The following is a 16,293-nucleotide window of genomic DNA, read 5'->3' as shown; positions in this document are numbered from 1 at the left end:
CCAAAAAAATCTCAAAAAAATGACTTATTTTACCGTTTTATCGGTCTTTTTGCTTGTTAGCGCTAACAGTCATTACTCACCAAAAATTGTTAGAAAAAACGCTTTATCCCTTAAAGTTCACCACTTTTATGTTCAGTAAAACGTATTGTTTTTTACTTGAATCAAAGCGATCATTTTGAACTTTAATATTTAGAAGGTAAATATCACCCTCCTTTAAAATAGACTGGGCTTTTTCATAAACATTTGGAAAAATAACAATATCTTCTCTACTTGAAGAATCAACAAAATTAGCAAATGCCATCGTTGTATTTTTCTTAGTTTTGACAAGTTTTAATGTCATCAGTTTTCCTACTGCGACACCAATTTCGTTAATTTCAAACTCATTAAGTGCTTTTGCATGAAACTTTTCGGCATATTTTTGTACCGCAACTATTGGTGATGTCATGGTCGAAAAGCCTAGTGCTTCTTGCTCCATATCAGCTTTTTCAGTACTAGTTGGTGCTTCAGCTGGTTTTATTGGTACGCCACCCAAGCTTTCCGATAAAGCCAAATTGTTACCAGTTAGTTCAATATTTTCAATAATCTCTGGGCTATTTTTGAGTAATTCATTTCGATTATTATTTAAACTATCAAAACATCCTGCCTTGATTAAAGGTTGAATTAACTTAACTTTTAAAAACTTGGAATCAATTCGACGCAAAAAATTAGTAAATGAAGTAAAAGGTTTATTTCCGCGTGCTTTTAAAATTTCCTTAAGTGCATCAATTCTTATACCCTTGATTGCGCGAAGACCAACCAGAATTTGGCCATCAACCATCTGATAATTTAAATCACTCTTATTGATATCAGGCGGCAAAATTTTCACTCCAGCTCCTTGAGCACGCATAATGTAATCACTAATTTTAAAGTGATTACCACTATTAGAATTTAGCATTGCGGCATAAAATTCTGCTGGATAGTGAACCTTTAAGTATGCGAGCCAAAATGCCATTTTAGTATAGGCAACTGCATGGGAACGATTAAAACCATAGTTAGCAAACTGCTCAATATAGCTGTATACACGTTCTCCTACTTCACGAGGACGTCCATTTTTTACTGTCCCCTCAATAAATTTATCTTTTTCTTGATCAATGACTTGCTGGTTCTTTTTAGACATTGCCCGACGTAAGATGTCAGCTTCACCTAAAGAAAAACCAGCTAAAATCTGAGCTGTTTGCATAACTTGTTCCTGATAGACCAAGATACCATACGTTGGTGCCAAAATTTCCTTAAGGCTTGGATCCGGATAAGTAACTTTTTCCTTTCCTCTTTTCCGAGCAATAAAAGAATGGATATTTTGCATTGGACCCGGACGATATAAAGCATTAACCGCAACGAGATCTTCAAAGTTATCCGGATGAAGCTCACGAAGAACATTCTTAATCCCACCAGATTCAAATTGAAAGACTAAATCCGTATCCCCTTTCTGGAAAGCTTCCATTGTTTTTTGATCATCAAGCGGTATTTGATTTACATCAATTGTCTTACCTTGACTCTGAATCATATCTACAGTGTCACCCAGAATTGTTAGATTACGGAGTCCTAAAAAATCAATTTTTAATAAGCCAAGGCTTTCAACATACTTTTTAGTTTGTTGTGTAATTGGTATACCGAGCTGACCGGCTTGCAATCCAGAAATCGCTGCAATTGAGTTATCGCTTAAAACCAACCCAGCAGCATGGATTGAGTAATGCCGTGGCAGACCTTCAAGCCCCTTTGCCGTTTCAAAAAGGAGCTTATTCTTCGAACTAGCGTCAACCAATAAGCGCATCTTATTAGAATTTTGATAAGACTCTTCAAGTGAAATTTTTGTTTTAGAAAACGGCACACTTTGCGACCACTTACTCATTTCAGCTTCACTTAAACCAAATGTACGCCCAGTATCACGTAAAACTTGTTTAGCTGCCAAAGTACCAAAGGTTAAAATTTGCGCTGCATGATCCATCCCATACTTTTCAAACATATACTTGATAACATCATCTCGGCGATTATCAGGAATATCTAGATCAATATCAGGCATTTCGTGTCTTGAAGGATTCAAAAAACGCTCAAACAGAAGATGATATTCAATTGGATCAACTTCTGTAATCCGCAATGAATATGAAACAAGTGATCCACAAGCTGAACCACGTCCCGGACCTGTAACAATTTTAGCACGGTGGCAGTAATTAATTACGTCCCAAACGATTAGGAAATAATCGTTGAAACCCATTTCATCAATTATGCCTAATTCATAATCAAGTTGTTTTTGGTAATTAGCAGGAATTTCTTGATTTTTAAACCGATCCTGCAAACCATTTTGCGCCAAATAAGTAAGATATTCTTTTGAAGTCGGGAATTTGTTTTGTTTATATTTTGGTAAAACAGGTTCTTGAAAAACAATGTTAGCATTACATTGTTCAGCAATTTTCCAAGTATTTTCTAGTGCTTCATCAAGGTCCAAATCATGGTACCTGATGCTTAATTCTTGCGTACTTGGTAAATAATGCGAGCCTTCTTGCTTAGCTAGTGATTCGATGTCTTCCATGACAAGACCATTTTTTACAGCCTGTAATGTTTTCTTTAAAAATTGATCATGCGGTTTCAGGTAGTTGGTATCTTCCAGACTAACAATTGGTAGTTTAAACTGTTTAGCCAGTTCTTTAACATATGTAAGATAAACTTCCTGTTTTTTCGAGCCATATACCCCCAAGTATAGAGAGCTTGTTTCTGGCACTAATTTAAGCAGCGTTCGTACAAAATCGTTGCCGAGCTGGTCATCCTGCTTTTGTAAATTAAGCAACTCGCTATATGAATTTGCCGGAACAATTAAAACTAAATCACCAAGATCTTTAACCAATTTGTCTAAAGTTAGTATTTTCTTATTAGCCCCATTCTCAGTTAATAAGTTAATCCTACTAGATAAGCGTAGAATGTTGCGATAGCCCTCATCAGTTTTTGCCAGTGCAATTATGTCATATTGGTGCGAACTATCAATTAGACCGTTTAATCTGAGCTGCATCCCTAAAATAGGTTTAATGCCAACATCTTGCGCCACTTCAAAAAAGTTAACTAGACCATAGGTAACATTTATATCAGTTAGGCTAACTGCCTCATAACCTTCACTTTTAGCGGCAACTAAAAGATCTTTAATTTTAATTGGACTTTCAAGAAGTGTGAAAGAACTTGTATTTTGTAAAGCAGCAATTTTCATTTGGCATCTTCCCTTCTATTAAAATTAGTATACCAAAAACTACTCTTTTAGTTTGAAAACCTGCCCAAACTTTGCTAAAATTCTCCTATGAAAGAGGGCAACACTATGGGACGTTATATTGTAACCATTTGTTGGAGCGTTGTTTATATGTTAATTGTGGGCTTTATTGCAGCCCCTTTAACGCAAAACGTCTTCAACTTAGGTGAAGCTGCTATTATTGGTGTAATTTTCGGTGTTCTGTTTGCCGCTATTATCCCAACCATCACAGCTCATTCTGTTAAAGATAAAAGTGAATACACTAAATTAAAATAGATATTAAAAAAGCCGCTAGCATAGACTGCTAGCGGCTTTTTGTTTTAATAAAATTTGTAATTTTTTCTTGGATCAAGCGGTATATTTGCTTGAGTTAAAAACTCTTGAAACATTTGGACATAGTCTTTATCAAGTGTTTCCTCAATTTTATCCTGACTATAACATGGATAAAAGCCGCCACCCATTGCCCGATAATTATTAACGGCTAAGTAGTAGCTCTTTTCTGGCTCAATTGCTTTGCCTTTTAACTCAAATTTGGTTAAGCGCTGACCTACTTCTCTATCAAGATCAGCTTCATAGTCAATTGGATAAAAAATGTCAAAATTAAATAGTAAATCTTGATATTCTGGTGCAAAACCTATTTTTCCTTGATCGTCCTTTTTTAAAAAAGATAAACTATGCTCAACAATTGCTCGTAGTTCAGAGCCTAAAATCTTTACTTTGCATAACAAATTTGAGTACGGATAGTTTAGCAAAATGTCACGCATTGTTACCTCTTGTTTAAAGCCTTTCGCCGTTTCACTCATCACTGCAGTAGCAGAAACATCTGCTCCAGTAAAATAAAGTTGCATTTGCTGTAACAAGTTAATAAAAGGGGATCCCTCAATCCGCGCTTTATTTGCATCTTCAATTGGTGCAGACTGGCTCAACTTTGCTATCGGCTGATCCAGCCATTTTTGTGTATTTTTGTTTAAATCTGTAGAAAGATTAATAATTTCTGAATCAGGAGTGGCTTCTGCAGTATCAATCAACATTGCCTTTTTAGAGATGATTTTTTTAGTCTGTTCGTCAATCTCTAATACCACTTTTCCGACTGCTTCACCGCGATATCCTGGCTGTACAATTGCTGTGTTGTTAACTACCGCACTCATCTTTTTATGCTGATGTCCTGTCAGGAAAACATCAATTTCTGGAATTTCAGCCAGCATTTTGTAGCCTTCGTTTTCCCCTGTTGCTGGTTCGGTTTGCATACCACTTTCGGGATCAGCTTCAAAGCCACCATGATAAATTACGGCTAAAACATCTACTTGTGGACGTAGAATTTGCGCATAATACTTTGTTTGAGCAAATGCAGAGGCAAATCTAAGCCCCGCAACATGTTCAGCAGGTTCCCATGAAGGAACTTTTTTAGTGGTAGCACCAATTAATCCTACCCTGATTCCATTTTTATTGACAATTAAATAGTCTTTTCCAAAAGCAGGTTGACTGGTTTTTTCATCCAAAACATTGTCATTTACAAATGGCGCTCTACTGTTATTAATGCAATCGTTTAAGTAATCAAGTCCGTAATTGAAATCGTGGTTACCCAAGCACCGTGCATCATAATCGATTGCATTATATAAAGAAAGAAATTCTTTTACCTGCTCAATATTTTTAGTTGACTGGGCAAATGAGGCTAATGGCGAGCCCTGCAGAAAATCGCCGGAATCAGTGATGACAACATTATCTTTTCCATACGTCTCTTGCTCACGCTTGATGACGCTACTAACCCTACTTAATCCAAAAGGTGCATTGCAATCTTTGGGACTTTGATAGTCTGTCGGTAATATATAACCATGTAAATCACTTGAACTTAAGAAAACTAGTTCCATCTTGTCTAATCCTATCTACGTGAACAAATTTTAAGTAAAAAAAAGACACCCTTAATTGAGGTGTCTTTAAATTAGTTGTTGTCGCTTGCGTTAGTTTCACTAACAACTTGACGACCCTTGTAATAACCTTTAGGTGAAACGCGGTGGCTCAAACGGTATTCACCAGTAGTTGCATCATAATGCATTGCTGGAACAGCTAACTTGATATGGCCACGACGTGAACGTTTCTTTTGCTTAGAAGTATGTCTCTTAGGAACTGCCATTTTATTTGATCTCCTTTATTGTAGAATTACGTTTTTAGGTCACTAATAAAACAGTGCCTAAAACACTTCACGTTTGTTAATGATACTATTGTATCTTAAATAAATCAAGATATATTAGTTATTCTTGTCCCTTTTATGCCCATTTGCACCAAAAAACCAGCCAATTAAGACGCCTATAATAATCATTAGCACCAAAATAATAATTAGCGGTACCTTGACATTAAACAAGCCGAAATTGATTGCAACATTTTTGGTATTAAGTACGACAAAAATGACCGCTAAAAGAGTAAGGATCAAGATTAAGATCAATTTTATTTGTCTTGTCTTATTTTTCATTTATCGCACTACTTTCTTGAGGCAAACTTAAGGGATAATTTATCCCCAATTGATGGAAATAGATTATAAAGCTTAGCTAAAGCGGCCAAACTAAGCGGAATATTTAATTCGCGCTTATTGCTACCAAAGAAGTGAACTACTTGCCAAGCAACATCATCAGGATCAAGAATGTATCTTTCAACATTTTTAACATATTCACCGCTTTTATCAGCAATATTAAAGAAATTCGTATAAACAGGGCCTGGATTGACCGTCATTACTTTAACACCGAATGGCTTTAATTCTAGACGTAGGACATTTGAAAATTGAATTACAGCAGCTTTTGAAGCACTATAAGCAGCTGATTTTACAGTCGGAACCTTGCCAGCCATTGAACCAAAATTAATGATTTGACCAGTCTTTTGGTCCATCATTAGTCTTCCGATCAATCTAGTAAAGTACATCAAGCCCAAAACATTAACTTGGAACATTGCAGTAACTTCACGGCGATCCATTTCAACAAAATTTTCAAATTTACCGAAGCCGGCACAGTTAACTAAATAATCAACATGTTTAGTTACTTTAACAATGTCCTTGAAAGTAGCATCAATTTGCTCACTTTCACTCATGTCAGTAACAAAGCTGTAAGTTGGCGCACCAGATAGTTCATGTGCCTCAGCTGCTACCTTTTCCAACTTTTCTTTGTTTCGTGCTATCAAAATTACGGTTGCACCGCGTCCCGCACTTTCTAAAGCAATTGAATGGCCTATGCCACTGGATGCCCCAGTAACAACCACGACCTTATTTCTTAATGAGTCACTCATTCTGCTCACCCTCCATTGGAATTATTACCCGGTCAAAATCATTCGCTAATTTCGTATTAGGGAAAATTTTTTCGGCTTGATTTACTAGTTTTCTGGCTTTTGCCCCTAAATATCTGGCTGAAATATGATCCAAATATAAGCTCTTTACTCCATTATCGCGCGCAATTTTAGCTGCTTCAACCGCCGTTGAATGAAAATATGAATGCGCTAAGTCGGCTTCATGACCAGCAAAAGTTGATTCATGGACCAATACATCAGCATTCTTAGCAAGCTTTGCAATTGTTGGCGTAGAACGAGTATCGTAAATAATTGTAATTATTCTACCTGGCTTACTTGGTCCTAAGAAATCATTTCCATCCAATATTGTACCATCCTCTAAGGTCACTTTTTCGCCATTTTTTAGTTTACCAAGTAATGGTCCATTAGGAATATTATATTGCGTTAACTTACTCATTAGCAACTCACCTTGATGGTTATCTTCAACTACGCGGTAACCAAAGCTTGGAACACGATGCGCAAGTTTTTCTGCATATACTTTAAATCCTTGACCTTGGAATATTAGACCACCCTCTTCAAGTTGAACAAACTTGATTGGATAGGATATTTTTGTACGCGAAATTTTAAGGGCAGTGCGAACAAACTGTTCTAGTCCTGGAGGACCATAAATAGTTATCGGACCTACATCCCCTTGAAACGATCTGGTTGCAAGCAAGCCAGGTAACCCAAAAATATGATCACCATGATTATGAGAAATAAAAATTTTGGTCACTTTTCGCAATCTAATATTTGTACGTAAAATTTGATGCTGTGTTGCTTCTCCAACATCAAATAACCAAATTTCGTTAATTTCATCTAACATTTTAAGTGCAATACTTGAAACATTGCGCTGCTTAGATGGCTGCCCTGCACCCGTTCCTAAAAATTCTAATTCCATATGTCCCTCGTTCTAATACTTGGCGTTTTTTGTGATCGTTTTGACGATTAAAGCACTGTAGTACTTCGATCCTATTGGTGTTGGATGAGTCAAATCTTCGTAAAACCAGTTGGTTTTATTTTTAGAAAAATCATACCAGTCAATAATTGTAAGATTGTGATAACGTTTCGCCGCATGTGCCAGTAATTTATTTACTTGATTCTGCCATGGTTTATTTGGTACGTGCGTATTTATCCAAAAAACATGTCGCTTTGTCCCAACTTCTCTCATCAACTGCTCTAAATCAGACATGGCAAATGGCCCATTTGTGCCTAAACCAATTAGCACATTGTCAGCAAGTGCATGTTGGGCTTTATATTGACTAACCAATCCAAAAGCAACATTTAGCTGACGTGAAATAGCCGCATCAATAATTGCCTTAGGCATTAACTTGGTTAAGTCATTACTCGAACCGGCCATAACCGAATCACCTATTGCAGTAAGACGCACTTTTTGTCCCAGCTGTAGGTCAACTTGGCTAATCCCATATTTTGTATAGGAGCGATTTACAGGATGTTTTTTAGCGCTTCGCTTCGCTTGAGCTATCAGCTTGCTCTTTTTTTCATCCTTCTTTTTTGCCTTTTTCATTTTTGCAATCAAAGCTTTATTATCTTTATTTTGTTGCTTTCGATTTGCACTGATTCTTAAGGCAAGTTGCGATTTATTAAAGTCTTCCGCCTTAACCGTTGGCGAAACAAGCATTGCAATACTACCAACGATAAAAACCAAGCCAATTAAAGCTGTTCTTATTCTAAGAAAATTATTTTTGGCATCCAAGTCACGTAATCTGGAGAAAAAAGCTTTGCATTTAGCCCAAGTAATCTTCCCCAGTGGCTTTTCAATAATACGATATGAAGCTTCACTGAATACTAAAATTAATAATAGCTCAATTAGTCGGTATAACACCACATGATCGGCCATATTAGTGACCTTATCTTCAAAAAAGATCATAATTGGAAATTGATACAGGTAAATACCATAACTCCTAGAGCCCAACCAATTAAAAATTGGATTAGTCAGCCAGCTATTCCAATGGCTTCCCGGATGAGCAATGACACCAACCAAAATAACAGTAAAAATGGTAAACAGTAGCATGCCGCCATAATATGGGAAGCCCTTTTCTGGATTCATTGTTGGACCAAAGAAAAGAAAGAGCATCGTAACTAGCGATATCGCACCTACAATATCAAGCAAAGTTGTATCTATTTGCTCAATTTGAGATTTCATCCTATCCATCGGCCAAATAACTGCAAACGCGGCACCTAGACCAAGTGAAAAGAAACGTGTATCAGTTCCGTAATATATCCGATTAAGATCAACACCGGTTTTATACATTATTGCCATTTCCAAGGCGGAAAGGATAGAAATGCCAAAAAGAATTTCAAAGATTCTCTTTCTTTTTTTACCGTATTTTACGAGTAAAAAAATCACTAGTGGCCATAAAATATAGAACTGTCCGTTAATTGACATTGTCCATAAATGCGTGAAGGGAGATTCATTTGTTGCAAAACGCTCAAAATAACTCTGCCCGTTAAAAATTTGCCAGAAATTATAGATATTTAATAGGTTAGCAATAACAATTTGGTTTAATTTCGCTAATAAATTTCGTTGAAATAAAATAATATAAGCAGCAGCTAGCCATAAAACAGCAATTAAAGATGGATATAGCTTCTTTAACCTACCTAGATAGAATCTCTTAACGTCAAAATATCCTTCCTCATCATAAGATTTAAGTATCTGACATGTAACTAAATAGCCTGTTAAAACGAAAAAAATCGGCACTCCAAGATAGCCGCCAATAAAAGTATTAGGATCCAGGTGATATAAAATCACACCGATAACTGCTAATGCTCTGAGTCCAGAATATCCCGTAATAAACCGATTTTTTGCCATTTTTCTACTTTTCTATTTTTAATTATTGCACAAATTCAAAATTAAATGTGCCAATTATTACATCGTCGCCGTCAACGGCTCCTTTTTCACGTAATGCTTCATCCACACCAAGGTTTTTCAATTTACGAGCTAAACGGACAACACCGTCTTGATAATCAAGATTTGTACGTTTAACTAAATTCTCTAAGCTTTCACCCTTAATTTCAAAAACATGATCTTCAAGTTTGATAACTGTAAATTCATTCTTTTTAGGTGAACTATAACGATATTCCTTAACTTTTTGAACAGCTTTTGGTTCTTCTTGGGCTTTTTCTTTTTCAACTTTTTCAACTAATGAAGCTGTATCCTGCATTAGAACATCAACTCCCTGATGCGTAACGCTAGATATTGCATATACCGGCTCCGTAATGCCTGCTTCTTTCAAGTTTGACTTAAATTCAGCCAGTTTTTCTTCAGAACCAGGAATATCCAATTGTGTTGCTACAATTAGCTCTTCTTTGTTTTTAAGTTCTTCATCATAGAGCAACAATTCCTTACGGATTTTTTGATAATCCTCAAGTGCATCACGACCATTTTCAGGATCCATTGATACTAAGTGTAAAATAACTTTTGTTCGCTCTATGTGTCGTAAAAACTGAATTCCCAATCCAACACCTTGACTTGCACCTTCAATTAATCCAGGCAAATCAGCCATTGAAAAGTCTCGACCATCTGGTAAGATGACCATCCCTAAATTAGGAGTTAATGTGGTAAATGAATATGAAGCAATCTTTGGTTTAGCTTTGGTAACAACAGAAAGTAAAGTTGATTTACCAACTGATGGAAAGCCAACTAAGCCAACGTCTGCCAGAACCTTTAGCTCTAAACGCAAGACACGGTCTTCACCAGGCTCACCATTTTCGGCAATCTCAGGTGCAGTGTTAACACTTGTAGCAAAGTGAATATTTCCACGACCTCCACGGCCTCCACGTGCAACAACTAATTCCTGCTTGTTTTCAGTTAAATCGCCAATTTCTTCATTAGTATCAAAATCATATACCGTTGTTCCAATCGGGACGCGCAAATATAAGTCCTTTGCGCCGCGACCGTATTGTGATTTGATACGTCCATTTTCACCGCTCTCAGCTTTAAATTTGCGCCGGTAACGAAAATCCATCAATGTTCTTAAGCCGCTATCTGCAACAAAAATAATGCTTCCACCACGGCCACCGTCTCCACCAGCGGGTCCGCCATTAGGAACGTATTTTTCATGGCGGAAAGCAACCATACCATCCCCGCCTTTACCGGCTTGAACTTCAATCTTAGTCTGATCGACAAATGTAGGCATGCTAATTCTCCTTCCGTCTTCTCTAACTTTACTACTATACCACAAAAAAGCAGCTCTTTCGTGGTAATTTAATTGCTATAACGTTAATTTTACTGTTTGTGCTTGCGGTAGTGTCAAACCTACTTCGCGCAATTCATCAATTGATGCCTCTTTAATTTTCTTAATTGAGCCAAAATGACGTAATAGCTTGTTTCTACTCTTCGGACCAATTCCTTTAATTGAGTCTAATTTACTCGATAAAGCATTTTTCGCATGTGTCCGCCGATGGAATGTAATTGCAAAGCGGTGAACTTCATCCTGAATCCTGGTCATCAAATAAAATCCTTGTGATTTTGGATCTAGTGGAATCAGTTTCATTGGCACGCCGTTAATCGGATCACCATACAATAGATGATTGGTTCTATGCTTATCATCTTTAACCATTCCTGCTACAGGGATATTAAGGTTCAGCTCATTACGTAAAACGTCTTGGCAAGCATCTACTTGAATTTGACCACCATCCATTAAAATTAAGTCAGGCATCGCTTTATGCTCACGTAAAAGCCTTCCATATCTTCGACGCACAACTTCTCTGGTATTGCGAACTTCATCGCCACCATTTTGATGTTCAACTTCTCCCTTTAACTTATACTTTCGATAAGAATTTTTGTCTGGTTCGCCGTCTTTAAAAACGACCAAAGCAGAAACAGGATCTGTTCCTTGAATATGAGAGTGGTCAAAACTTTCTATTACATGGCCATACGGTAAGCCAAGTGCATCAAAAATTTCTTTTTGCGCACCTTTAGTTTTTCTATTTCCTAGTTCTAGCAAACGAAATTTATCATCGAGTTTAAGCTTAGCATTCTCTTTAGCCATCTTTAAGAGTGCTCGTTTTTGCCCCCTTTTTGGTGTTCTTACAGGGACTTTTAATACTTCGCTTAAGGCTTCATTATCAATTCCTTCAGGTACAAGAACTTCCTTAGGAAGAACTCGATTTTTTTGACCATAAAACTGAACAATAACTGATGCAAAAGCGTCTTCAGGATCACCAGTATCTGTCAAAGGATACATTCTTGTTTCTCTTCTAAGCAATTTTGCCTGGCGTAAGAAAAACACTTGAACTGAAATCCATGATTTATCAACATAAAAATTAAAAATATCGCGTTGAGTATTATCGTTAGAAATGATTTTCTGCTTTTCGACTGTTTCTTCAATATATTTGAGTTGATCACGAATATCAGCTGCTCGCTCAAACTCAAGGTTTTGCGACGCCTCTTCCATTCTTTGATTTAGCTCTTGCTTCACTGAAGCAATATCCCCGTTCAAAAAGCTTTTGATTTTTTTGATTTGGGCATCATATTCTGATTTAGGGACTGTCTTAAAACACGCTCCCAGGCATTGACCCATGTGATAGTACAAGCAAGGTCGCTTTTGTTTACCGTTACACCTTCTTAGAGGAAAAACTTTTTGAATAAATTTCAGAGTTGCCTGAGCAGCATAAACATTGGGATATGGGCCAAAATAATAGCCGCCATCTTTTCTAACGATACTAGTTAGTTTTGTCTGCGGATCCCGTTCATTGGTAATTTCAATGTAGGGATATCCTGTACCCTGCTTCAACTGAACGTTATAGTACGGTTGATACTTTTTAATTAAAGTTACTTCTAGAAGAAAGGCTTCTTTATCAGTTGAAACGGTAATAATATCATAGTCCCTAATTTCATTAACTAATTCAGCCCTTCGACCAACTTGGGTGCTCTTAAAATAAGAACGTACTCGATTCTTAAGATTTTTTGACTTACCAACATAAATTACTTTTCCGTTAATATCCTTCATCAAATAGCAGCCAGGTTTAGCAGGAAGAAGTTTTAACTTGTTTTCAATTAATTCGGACGCCAAAAAACCACCCCTTCTCTAAATTTGCTTTATCAATTTTAACACAAAATACGAACTAGTGATTCTATCAGCTTTTATTCTTACTACCTATTTTTTTACTAGCTTGTCACAGCTTTTTCAATTATAATTATCAAAAATGAAAGGAAAAAAGCCATGGGCCTAACATATAAAAAACAGGATGAACTGGAAAAATTATTTGATAAATTTGCGACAGTTCCAAAAGACAAAAAGAAAAAGCTTACTAAAGATAAAGACGATAAGAAGAAGAAAAAATGACTCTCAAGATGAGAGTCATTTTTTTAAAGCTTTTCTTCTATCCAGTCCCATACTTCTTTGACATGCGTTTTCTTAACTGAACTATATGTTAGAACAGTAACATTGTCATGTGCCAAATCAAGGTGCTTCTTTAAATTGGATAGTACTTTATTTTCTTGGTTTTTCTTTACCTTATCAATTTTGGTACAAACAACCAAAATTGGCAAATCAAGATACAGCGAATAATTATACATCGCAATGTCATCTTTAGTCGGCTCATGGCGTGAGTCAGTTAATAGGATTAAGCCTTTTAAATTTTCTCTAGTTTCAAGATAATCTTGAATCATTTCACCAAATTGTTGCCGTTTTACTTGAGAAACCTTCGCATAACCATAGCCAGGAACATCGACTAAATAAAATTCTTCATTAATAATATAAAAATTTAATGTCTGCGTCTTACCAGGTTGCGATGAAGTTCTAGCAAGGTTTTTTCTTCCTAATAATGAGTTAATCAAACTTGATTTACCCACATTTGATCTACCTGCCAAAGCTATTTCAGGAAGTTGATCCTTAGGATATTGTTCTTCTTTTACAGCACTGATTGCATAGTCGCTCGTTTTAATTATCATTTGCGGCCTTAATTTCTTCACTATCTTCATCAGCATTTCGCCGAATTACATTTGGCTTTGCTTGGTCAGTAATAACTTCTTTAGTAACTTCAACCTTTTCAATATCAGGTTCACTTGGTGTTTTGTACATTATGCCCATCATTGCATTTTCAATGATTGTTCTCAAACCACGTGCACCCATGTTACGTTCGATTGCTAAATCTGCAATTGCTTTAAGCGCACTATCAGTGAATTCCAAATCAACTTGATCAATCGAAAGCAATTTCTTGTATTGTTTTACCAGCGCATTCTTAGGTTCTGTTAAAATTCTTACCAAGTCTTTGCTGCTAAGTTTATCAAGCGTCGCAATGATTGGAATACGACCGATAAATTCTGGAATCATACCAAATTTAACCAAATCACCTGTAGTTAAATGCTGTGTCCATGAATCATCTTTTGTTTTGTTCAATTCATTTTCTGCACTAAAACCGATAATTTTCTTACCCATACGGTTTTTAACGATTTGTTCAATTCCATCAAACGCACCACCAACGATAAACAAAATATTGGTGGTATCAATTTGAATCAACTCTTGTTGTGGGTGCTTTCTTCCCCCTTGAGGTGGAACTGAAGCAATGGTACCCTCAAGAATTTTTAGTAATGATTGCTGTACTCCTTCGCCGGAAACATCACGAGTAATTGAGACATTTTCAGATTTTTTGGAAATTTTGTCTATCTCATCGATATAAACAATTCCTCGTTCAGCACGTTCAATGTCGTAATCAGCGTTTTGTAAAAGCTTTAATAAAATATTCTCAACATCTTCTCCGACATAACCAGCTTCAGTTAAAGTTGTTGCATCAGCAATTGCAAATGGAACGTCGAGAATACGAGCTAAAGTTTGTGCCAAATAGGTTTTTCCTGAACCAGTTGGTCCAATTAAAGCAATATTTGATTTTTGTAATTCAGTTGAAGAGTCAATATCCATTTGACTTATACGTTTGTAATGGTTATAAACGGCCACTGACAGTACCTTTTTTGCCTGATCTTGGCCAATAACATATTGATCAAGCTGCTGCTTAATCTCCATTGGCTTAGGTAAGTCTTTGGCTTTTTTGAGTGAATCTGATTTTAATTCATCGTCAATAATTTTTTTGGATAAATCAACACACTCATTACAAATATAAACTCCATTGCCAGCAATCATTTTCTTAACTTGATCTTGTGTTTTATCACAAAAAGAACATCTAATTTCATCCTGATCAGTAAACTGTGATGCCATTCTATTCCTCCTAATATCTACAAGCTTAAGGGTATCATAAATCAAGAAAATTGCATAAAAAATTTGCTTGTAAATAAATAAAAAGGCAGTTTTAACAACTACCTTTTTATCTAGAAATTAAATCCGACTATTTTTCAGATTTAGTTTCATCTTTCTTATTCTTAGACTTAGCAACTTGTTTTGCATTATCAGTTACTAAATCGATTGCCTTACGAACATCAATATCGTGTGAAAGCATATCATCAGTCAAAGTGTTACGGACTGTCTTTTCATCCATGTTGTATTCGCCAGCAAGATCCTTGATTTCTTTATCAATTTCTTCCTTGGATGCTTTGATATCTTCAGCCTTAACAATTGCTTCTAGAACTAAGTTAGTCTTAACTCTCTCAGCAGCGTCTTTACTAAATTGAGCACGTAATTGATCTTCAGTAGTATTAGTCAACTTGAAATAAGTTTCTGGACTAATGCCTTGACGTTGCATGTTACCAAGATATTGGTTCATTTGAGTATTAACGTCTTCTTGAATCATTGCATCTGGAATTTCGTCAATCGTAGCGTTCTTAACGGCGCCTTCGATAGCTGCTTGCTCAATTGCATCGTTTGCAGCTTCTTCTTTCTTAGCCTTTAAGTCTTTCTTGATCTTTTCTTTTAATTCATCAAGAGTTTCAACTGAATCATCAACGTCTTTTGCAAATTCATCATCAAGTTTAGGTAGTTGCTTTGACTTAACTTCGTGAATCTTAGTTGCAAAGTGAGCTTCTTTACCAGCTAAATCTTTAGCACCGTAGTCTTCTGGGAAAGTAACTACAACGTCAACTTCGTCACCAGCTTTGTGACCAATTAATTGATCTTCAAAGCCAGGAATAAAGGTATTTGAGCCTAATTCTAGTGCATAGTCGTCTGCAGAACCACCATCAAATGCCTTGTCATCAACAGTACCCTTGTAATCAATAGTTACTGTATCACCCTTAGCAGCAGCACTCTTCTTAAGTACAAGTTCTGCATTCTTTTCACGTTCTGCATCAAGTTGAGCGTCAACATCCTTAGCATAAACACGAGTGTTTTGCTTAGGTACTTCAATGCCCTTGTAATCACCTAATTTAACTTCAGGTTCAACAGTTACAGTGGCCTTCATTGTCCAGTCTTTGCCCTTTTCCATTGAATCTGGAACAACTTGAGGTTGACCTACTGCAGAAATACCAGCTTCTTTAATAGCAGCAGCATATGCGTTAGGTAAAACCATGTTTAATGCTTCTTCATATAAAGCTTCTTCACCATAGTATTGATCAAAGATTACCCGTGAAACGTGACCTTTTCTAAAGCCGGGAACACGCAAATTCTTTTTTATTCTTCTGAATGCTTGATCTAACCCAAGCTTTACTTCAGCTTGAGAAATATCAAAAGTAAGTTCACCGGTAGTTTTACCAGTTTTATTCCATTTTACAGACATTAATTAAATACCTCCAATGTCAAGTTTAACTGCATCTTGCATACTAAATTATCTTACATTAAACGCACGCAAAAAACAAATTTAGGCAAAAA

At 36.3% G+C, this 16,293-nt stretch carries 14 protein-coding genes; 2 read left to right on the top strand and 12 right to left on the bottom strand.

Annotation, left to right across the window (positions count from 1 at the left end; genetic code table 11):
- Positions 1-103 precede the first annotated feature (103 nt).
- On the bottom strand, positions 104-3,232 hold the full coding sequence (locus F5ESL0263_RS04160; protein WP_122035078.1) for a DNA polymerase III subunit alpha: 3,129 nt from the start codon (positions 3,230-3,232) through the stop codon (positions 104-106).
- A 105-nt stretch (positions 3,233-3,337) separates the two neighbouring features.
- On the opposite strand from F5ESL0263_RS04160, the gene F5ESL0263_RS04155 reads away from it, so the two are divergent.
- On the top strand, positions 3,338-3,544 hold the full coding sequence (locus tag F5ESL0263_RS04155; protein WP_046306805.1) for a YjzD family protein: 207 nt from the start codon (positions 3,338-3,340) through the stop codon (positions 3,542-3,544).
- A gap of 44 nt (positions 3,545-3,588) precedes the next feature.
- Here the strand turns inward: F5ESL0263_RS04155 and F5ESL0263_RS04150 are convergent, their stop codons facing one another.
- The 8 genes from F5ESL0263_RS04150 to uvrC all read right to left on the bottom strand — a co-directional run bounded on the left by F5ESL0263_RS04150 (position 3,589) and on the right by uvrC (position 12,609).
- Positions 3,589-5,136: a bifunctional UDP-sugar hydrolase/5'-nucleotidase gene (locus F5ESL0263_RS04150; protein ID WP_122035076.1), complete on the bottom strand. Its 1,548-nt coding sequence runs from the start codon at positions 5,134-5,136 to the stop codon at positions 3,589-3,591.
- Positions 5,137-5,207: 71 nt separating this feature from the next.
- A complete protein-coding gene (gene rpmF, locus F5ESL0263_RS04145) occupies positions 5,208-5,399 on the bottom strand; it encodes a 50S ribosomal protein L32 (RefSeq protein ID WP_046306801.1) in 192 nt (63 codons plus the stop codon).
- Between the two features lie 114 nt (positions 5,400-5,513).
- The gene (locus tag F5ESL0263_RS04140; RefSeq protein WP_046306800.1) at positions 5,514-5,735 is read right to left on the bottom strand and encodes a lipopolysaccharide assembly protein LapA domain-containing protein; all 222 of its coding nucleotides are present in this window, start codon (positions 5,733-5,735) and stop codon (positions 5,514-5,516) included.
- Positions 5,736-5,743: 8 nt separating this feature from the next.
- Positions 5,744-6,538: an SDR family oxidoreductase gene (locus tag F5ESL0263_RS04135; protein ID WP_122035074.1), complete on the bottom strand. Its 795-nt coding sequence runs from the start codon at positions 6,536-6,538 to the stop codon at positions 5,744-5,746.
- Positions 6,531-7,472, bottom strand: a complete 942-nt coding sequence (gene rnz / locus F5ESL0263_RS04130) for a ribonuclease Z (protein WP_122035072.1) — start codon at positions 7,470-7,472, stop codon at positions 6,531-6,533. The genes F5ESL0263_RS04135 and rnz overlap by 8 nt, the downstream gene beginning before the upstream one ends.
- A 12-nt stretch (positions 7,473-7,484) precedes the next feature.
- A complete protein-coding gene (locus tag F5ESL0263_RS04125) occupies positions 7,485-9,404 on the bottom strand; it encodes an acyltransferase family protein (RefSeq protein ID WP_122035071.1) in 1,920 nt (639 codons plus the stop codon).
- A gap of 22 nt (positions 9,405-9,426) precedes the next feature.
- Entirely contained in the window at positions 9,427-10,731 is a 1,305-nt protein-coding gene (obgE, locus tag F5ESL0263_RS04120) for a GTPase ObgE (protein WP_122035069.1), read from the bottom strand.
- A gap of 75 nt (positions 10,732-10,806) precedes the next feature.
- The gene (gene uvrC, locus F5ESL0263_RS04115) at positions 10,807-12,609 is read right to left on the bottom strand and encodes an excinuclease ABC subunit UvrC (protein WP_122035067.1); all 1,803 of its coding nucleotides are present in this window, start codon (positions 12,607-12,609) and stop codon (positions 10,807-10,809) included.
- A gap of 150 nt (positions 12,610-12,759) precedes the next feature.
- Here uvrC and F5ESL0263_RS08745 point away from each other — a divergent pair, with 150 nt between their 5' ends.
- The gene (locus F5ESL0263_RS08745) at positions 12,760-12,882 is read left to right on the top strand and encodes an SPJ_0845 family protein (protein ID WP_255409602.1); all 123 of its coding nucleotides are present in this window, start codon (positions 12,760-12,762) and stop codon (positions 12,880-12,882) included.
- A 23-nt stretch (positions 12,883-12,905) separates the two neighbouring features.
- On the opposite strand, the gene yihA is transcribed toward F5ESL0263_RS08745, so the two are convergent.
- From yihA to tig, 3 genes are all read right to left on the bottom strand, one after another.
- Positions 12,906-13,490: a ribosome biogenesis GTP-binding protein YihA/YsxC gene (gene yihA / locus F5ESL0263_RS04110; protein WP_122035065.1), complete on the bottom strand. Its 585-nt coding sequence runs from the start codon at positions 13,488-13,490 to the stop codon at positions 12,906-12,908.
- Positions 13,480-14,751 carry an ATP-dependent Clp protease ATP-binding subunit ClpX gene (gene clpX / locus F5ESL0263_RS04105; protein ID WP_122035063.1) on the bottom strand — a complete coding sequence of 424 codons (1,272 nt, stop codon included), beginning with the start codon at positions 14,749-14,751 and terminating at the stop codon, positions 13,480-13,482. The genes yihA and clpX overlap by 11 nt, the downstream gene beginning before the upstream one ends.
- Positions 14,752-14,878: 127 nt before the next feature.
- Entirely contained in the window at positions 14,879-16,201 is a 1,323-nt protein-coding gene (gene tig / locus F5ESL0263_RS04100) for a trigger factor (RefSeq protein ID WP_122035061.1), read from the bottom strand.
- Positions 16,202-16,293 lie beyond the last annotated feature (92 nt).

It is taken from the genome of Lactobacillus sp. ESL0263, from assembly GCF_003692845.1.
GTDB classification, from domain to species: Bacteria; Bacillota; Bacilli; order Lactobacillales; family Lactobacillaceae; genus Lactobacillus; species Lactobacillus apis.
The sequence above is the reverse complement of the archived record's forward strand: the minus strand, read 5'-3'. Positions and strand labels throughout refer to the sequence as shown.

Excerpts from the sequence above, each read along its gene's own strand:
- F5ESL0263_RS04160 (WP_122035078.1), bottom strand. The coding sequence starts at position 3,232 with ATGAAAATTGCTGCTTTACAAAATACAAGTTCTTTCACACTTCTTGAA.
- F5ESL0263_RS08745 (WP_255409602.1), top strand. The coding sequence starts at position 12,760 with ATGGGCCTAACATATAAAAAACAGGATGAACTGGAAAAATTATTTGAT.
- tig (WP_122035061.1), bottom strand. The coding sequence starts at position 16,201 with ATGTCTGTAAAATGGAATAAAACTGGTAAAACTACCGGTGAACTTACT.
- F5ESL0263_RS04150 (WP_122035076.1), bottom strand. The coding sequence starts at position 5,136 with ATGGAACTAGTTTTCTTAAGTTCAAGTGATTTACATGGTTATATATTA.
- rnz (WP_122035072.1), bottom strand. The coding sequence starts at position 7,472 with ATGGAATTAGAATTTTTAGGAACGGGTGCAGGGCAGCCATCTAAGCAG.
- F5ESL0263_RS04155 (WP_046306805.1), top strand. The coding sequence starts at position 3,338 with ATGGGACGTTATATTGTAACCATTTGTTGGAGCGTTGTTTATATGTTA.
- obgE (WP_122035069.1), bottom strand. The coding sequence starts at position 10,731 with ATGCCTACATTTGTCGATCAGACTAAGATTGAAGTTCAAGCCGGTAAA.
- F5ESL0263_RS04125 (WP_122035071.1), bottom strand. The coding sequence starts at position 9,404 with ATGGCAAAAAATCGGTTTATTACGGGATATTCTGGACTCAGAGCATTA.
- yihA (WP_122035065.1), bottom strand. The coding sequence starts at position 13,490 with ATGATAATTAAAACGAGCGACTATGCAATCAGTGCTGTAAAAGAAGAA.
- rpmF (WP_046306801.1), bottom strand. The coding sequence starts at position 5,399 with ATGGCAGTTCCTAAGAGACATACTTCTAAGCAAAAGAAACGTTCACGT.
- F5ESL0263_RS04140 (WP_046306800.1), bottom strand. The coding sequence starts at position 5,735 with ATGAAAAATAAGACAAGACAAATAAAATTGATCTTAATCTTGATCCTT.
- clpX (WP_122035063.1), bottom strand. The coding sequence starts at position 14,751 with ATGGCATCACAGTTTACTGATCAGGATGAAATTAGATGTTCTTTTTGT.
- F5ESL0263_RS04135 (WP_122035074.1), bottom strand. The coding sequence starts at position 6,538 with ATGAGTGACTCATTAAGAAATAAGGTCGTGGTTGTTACTGGGGCATCC.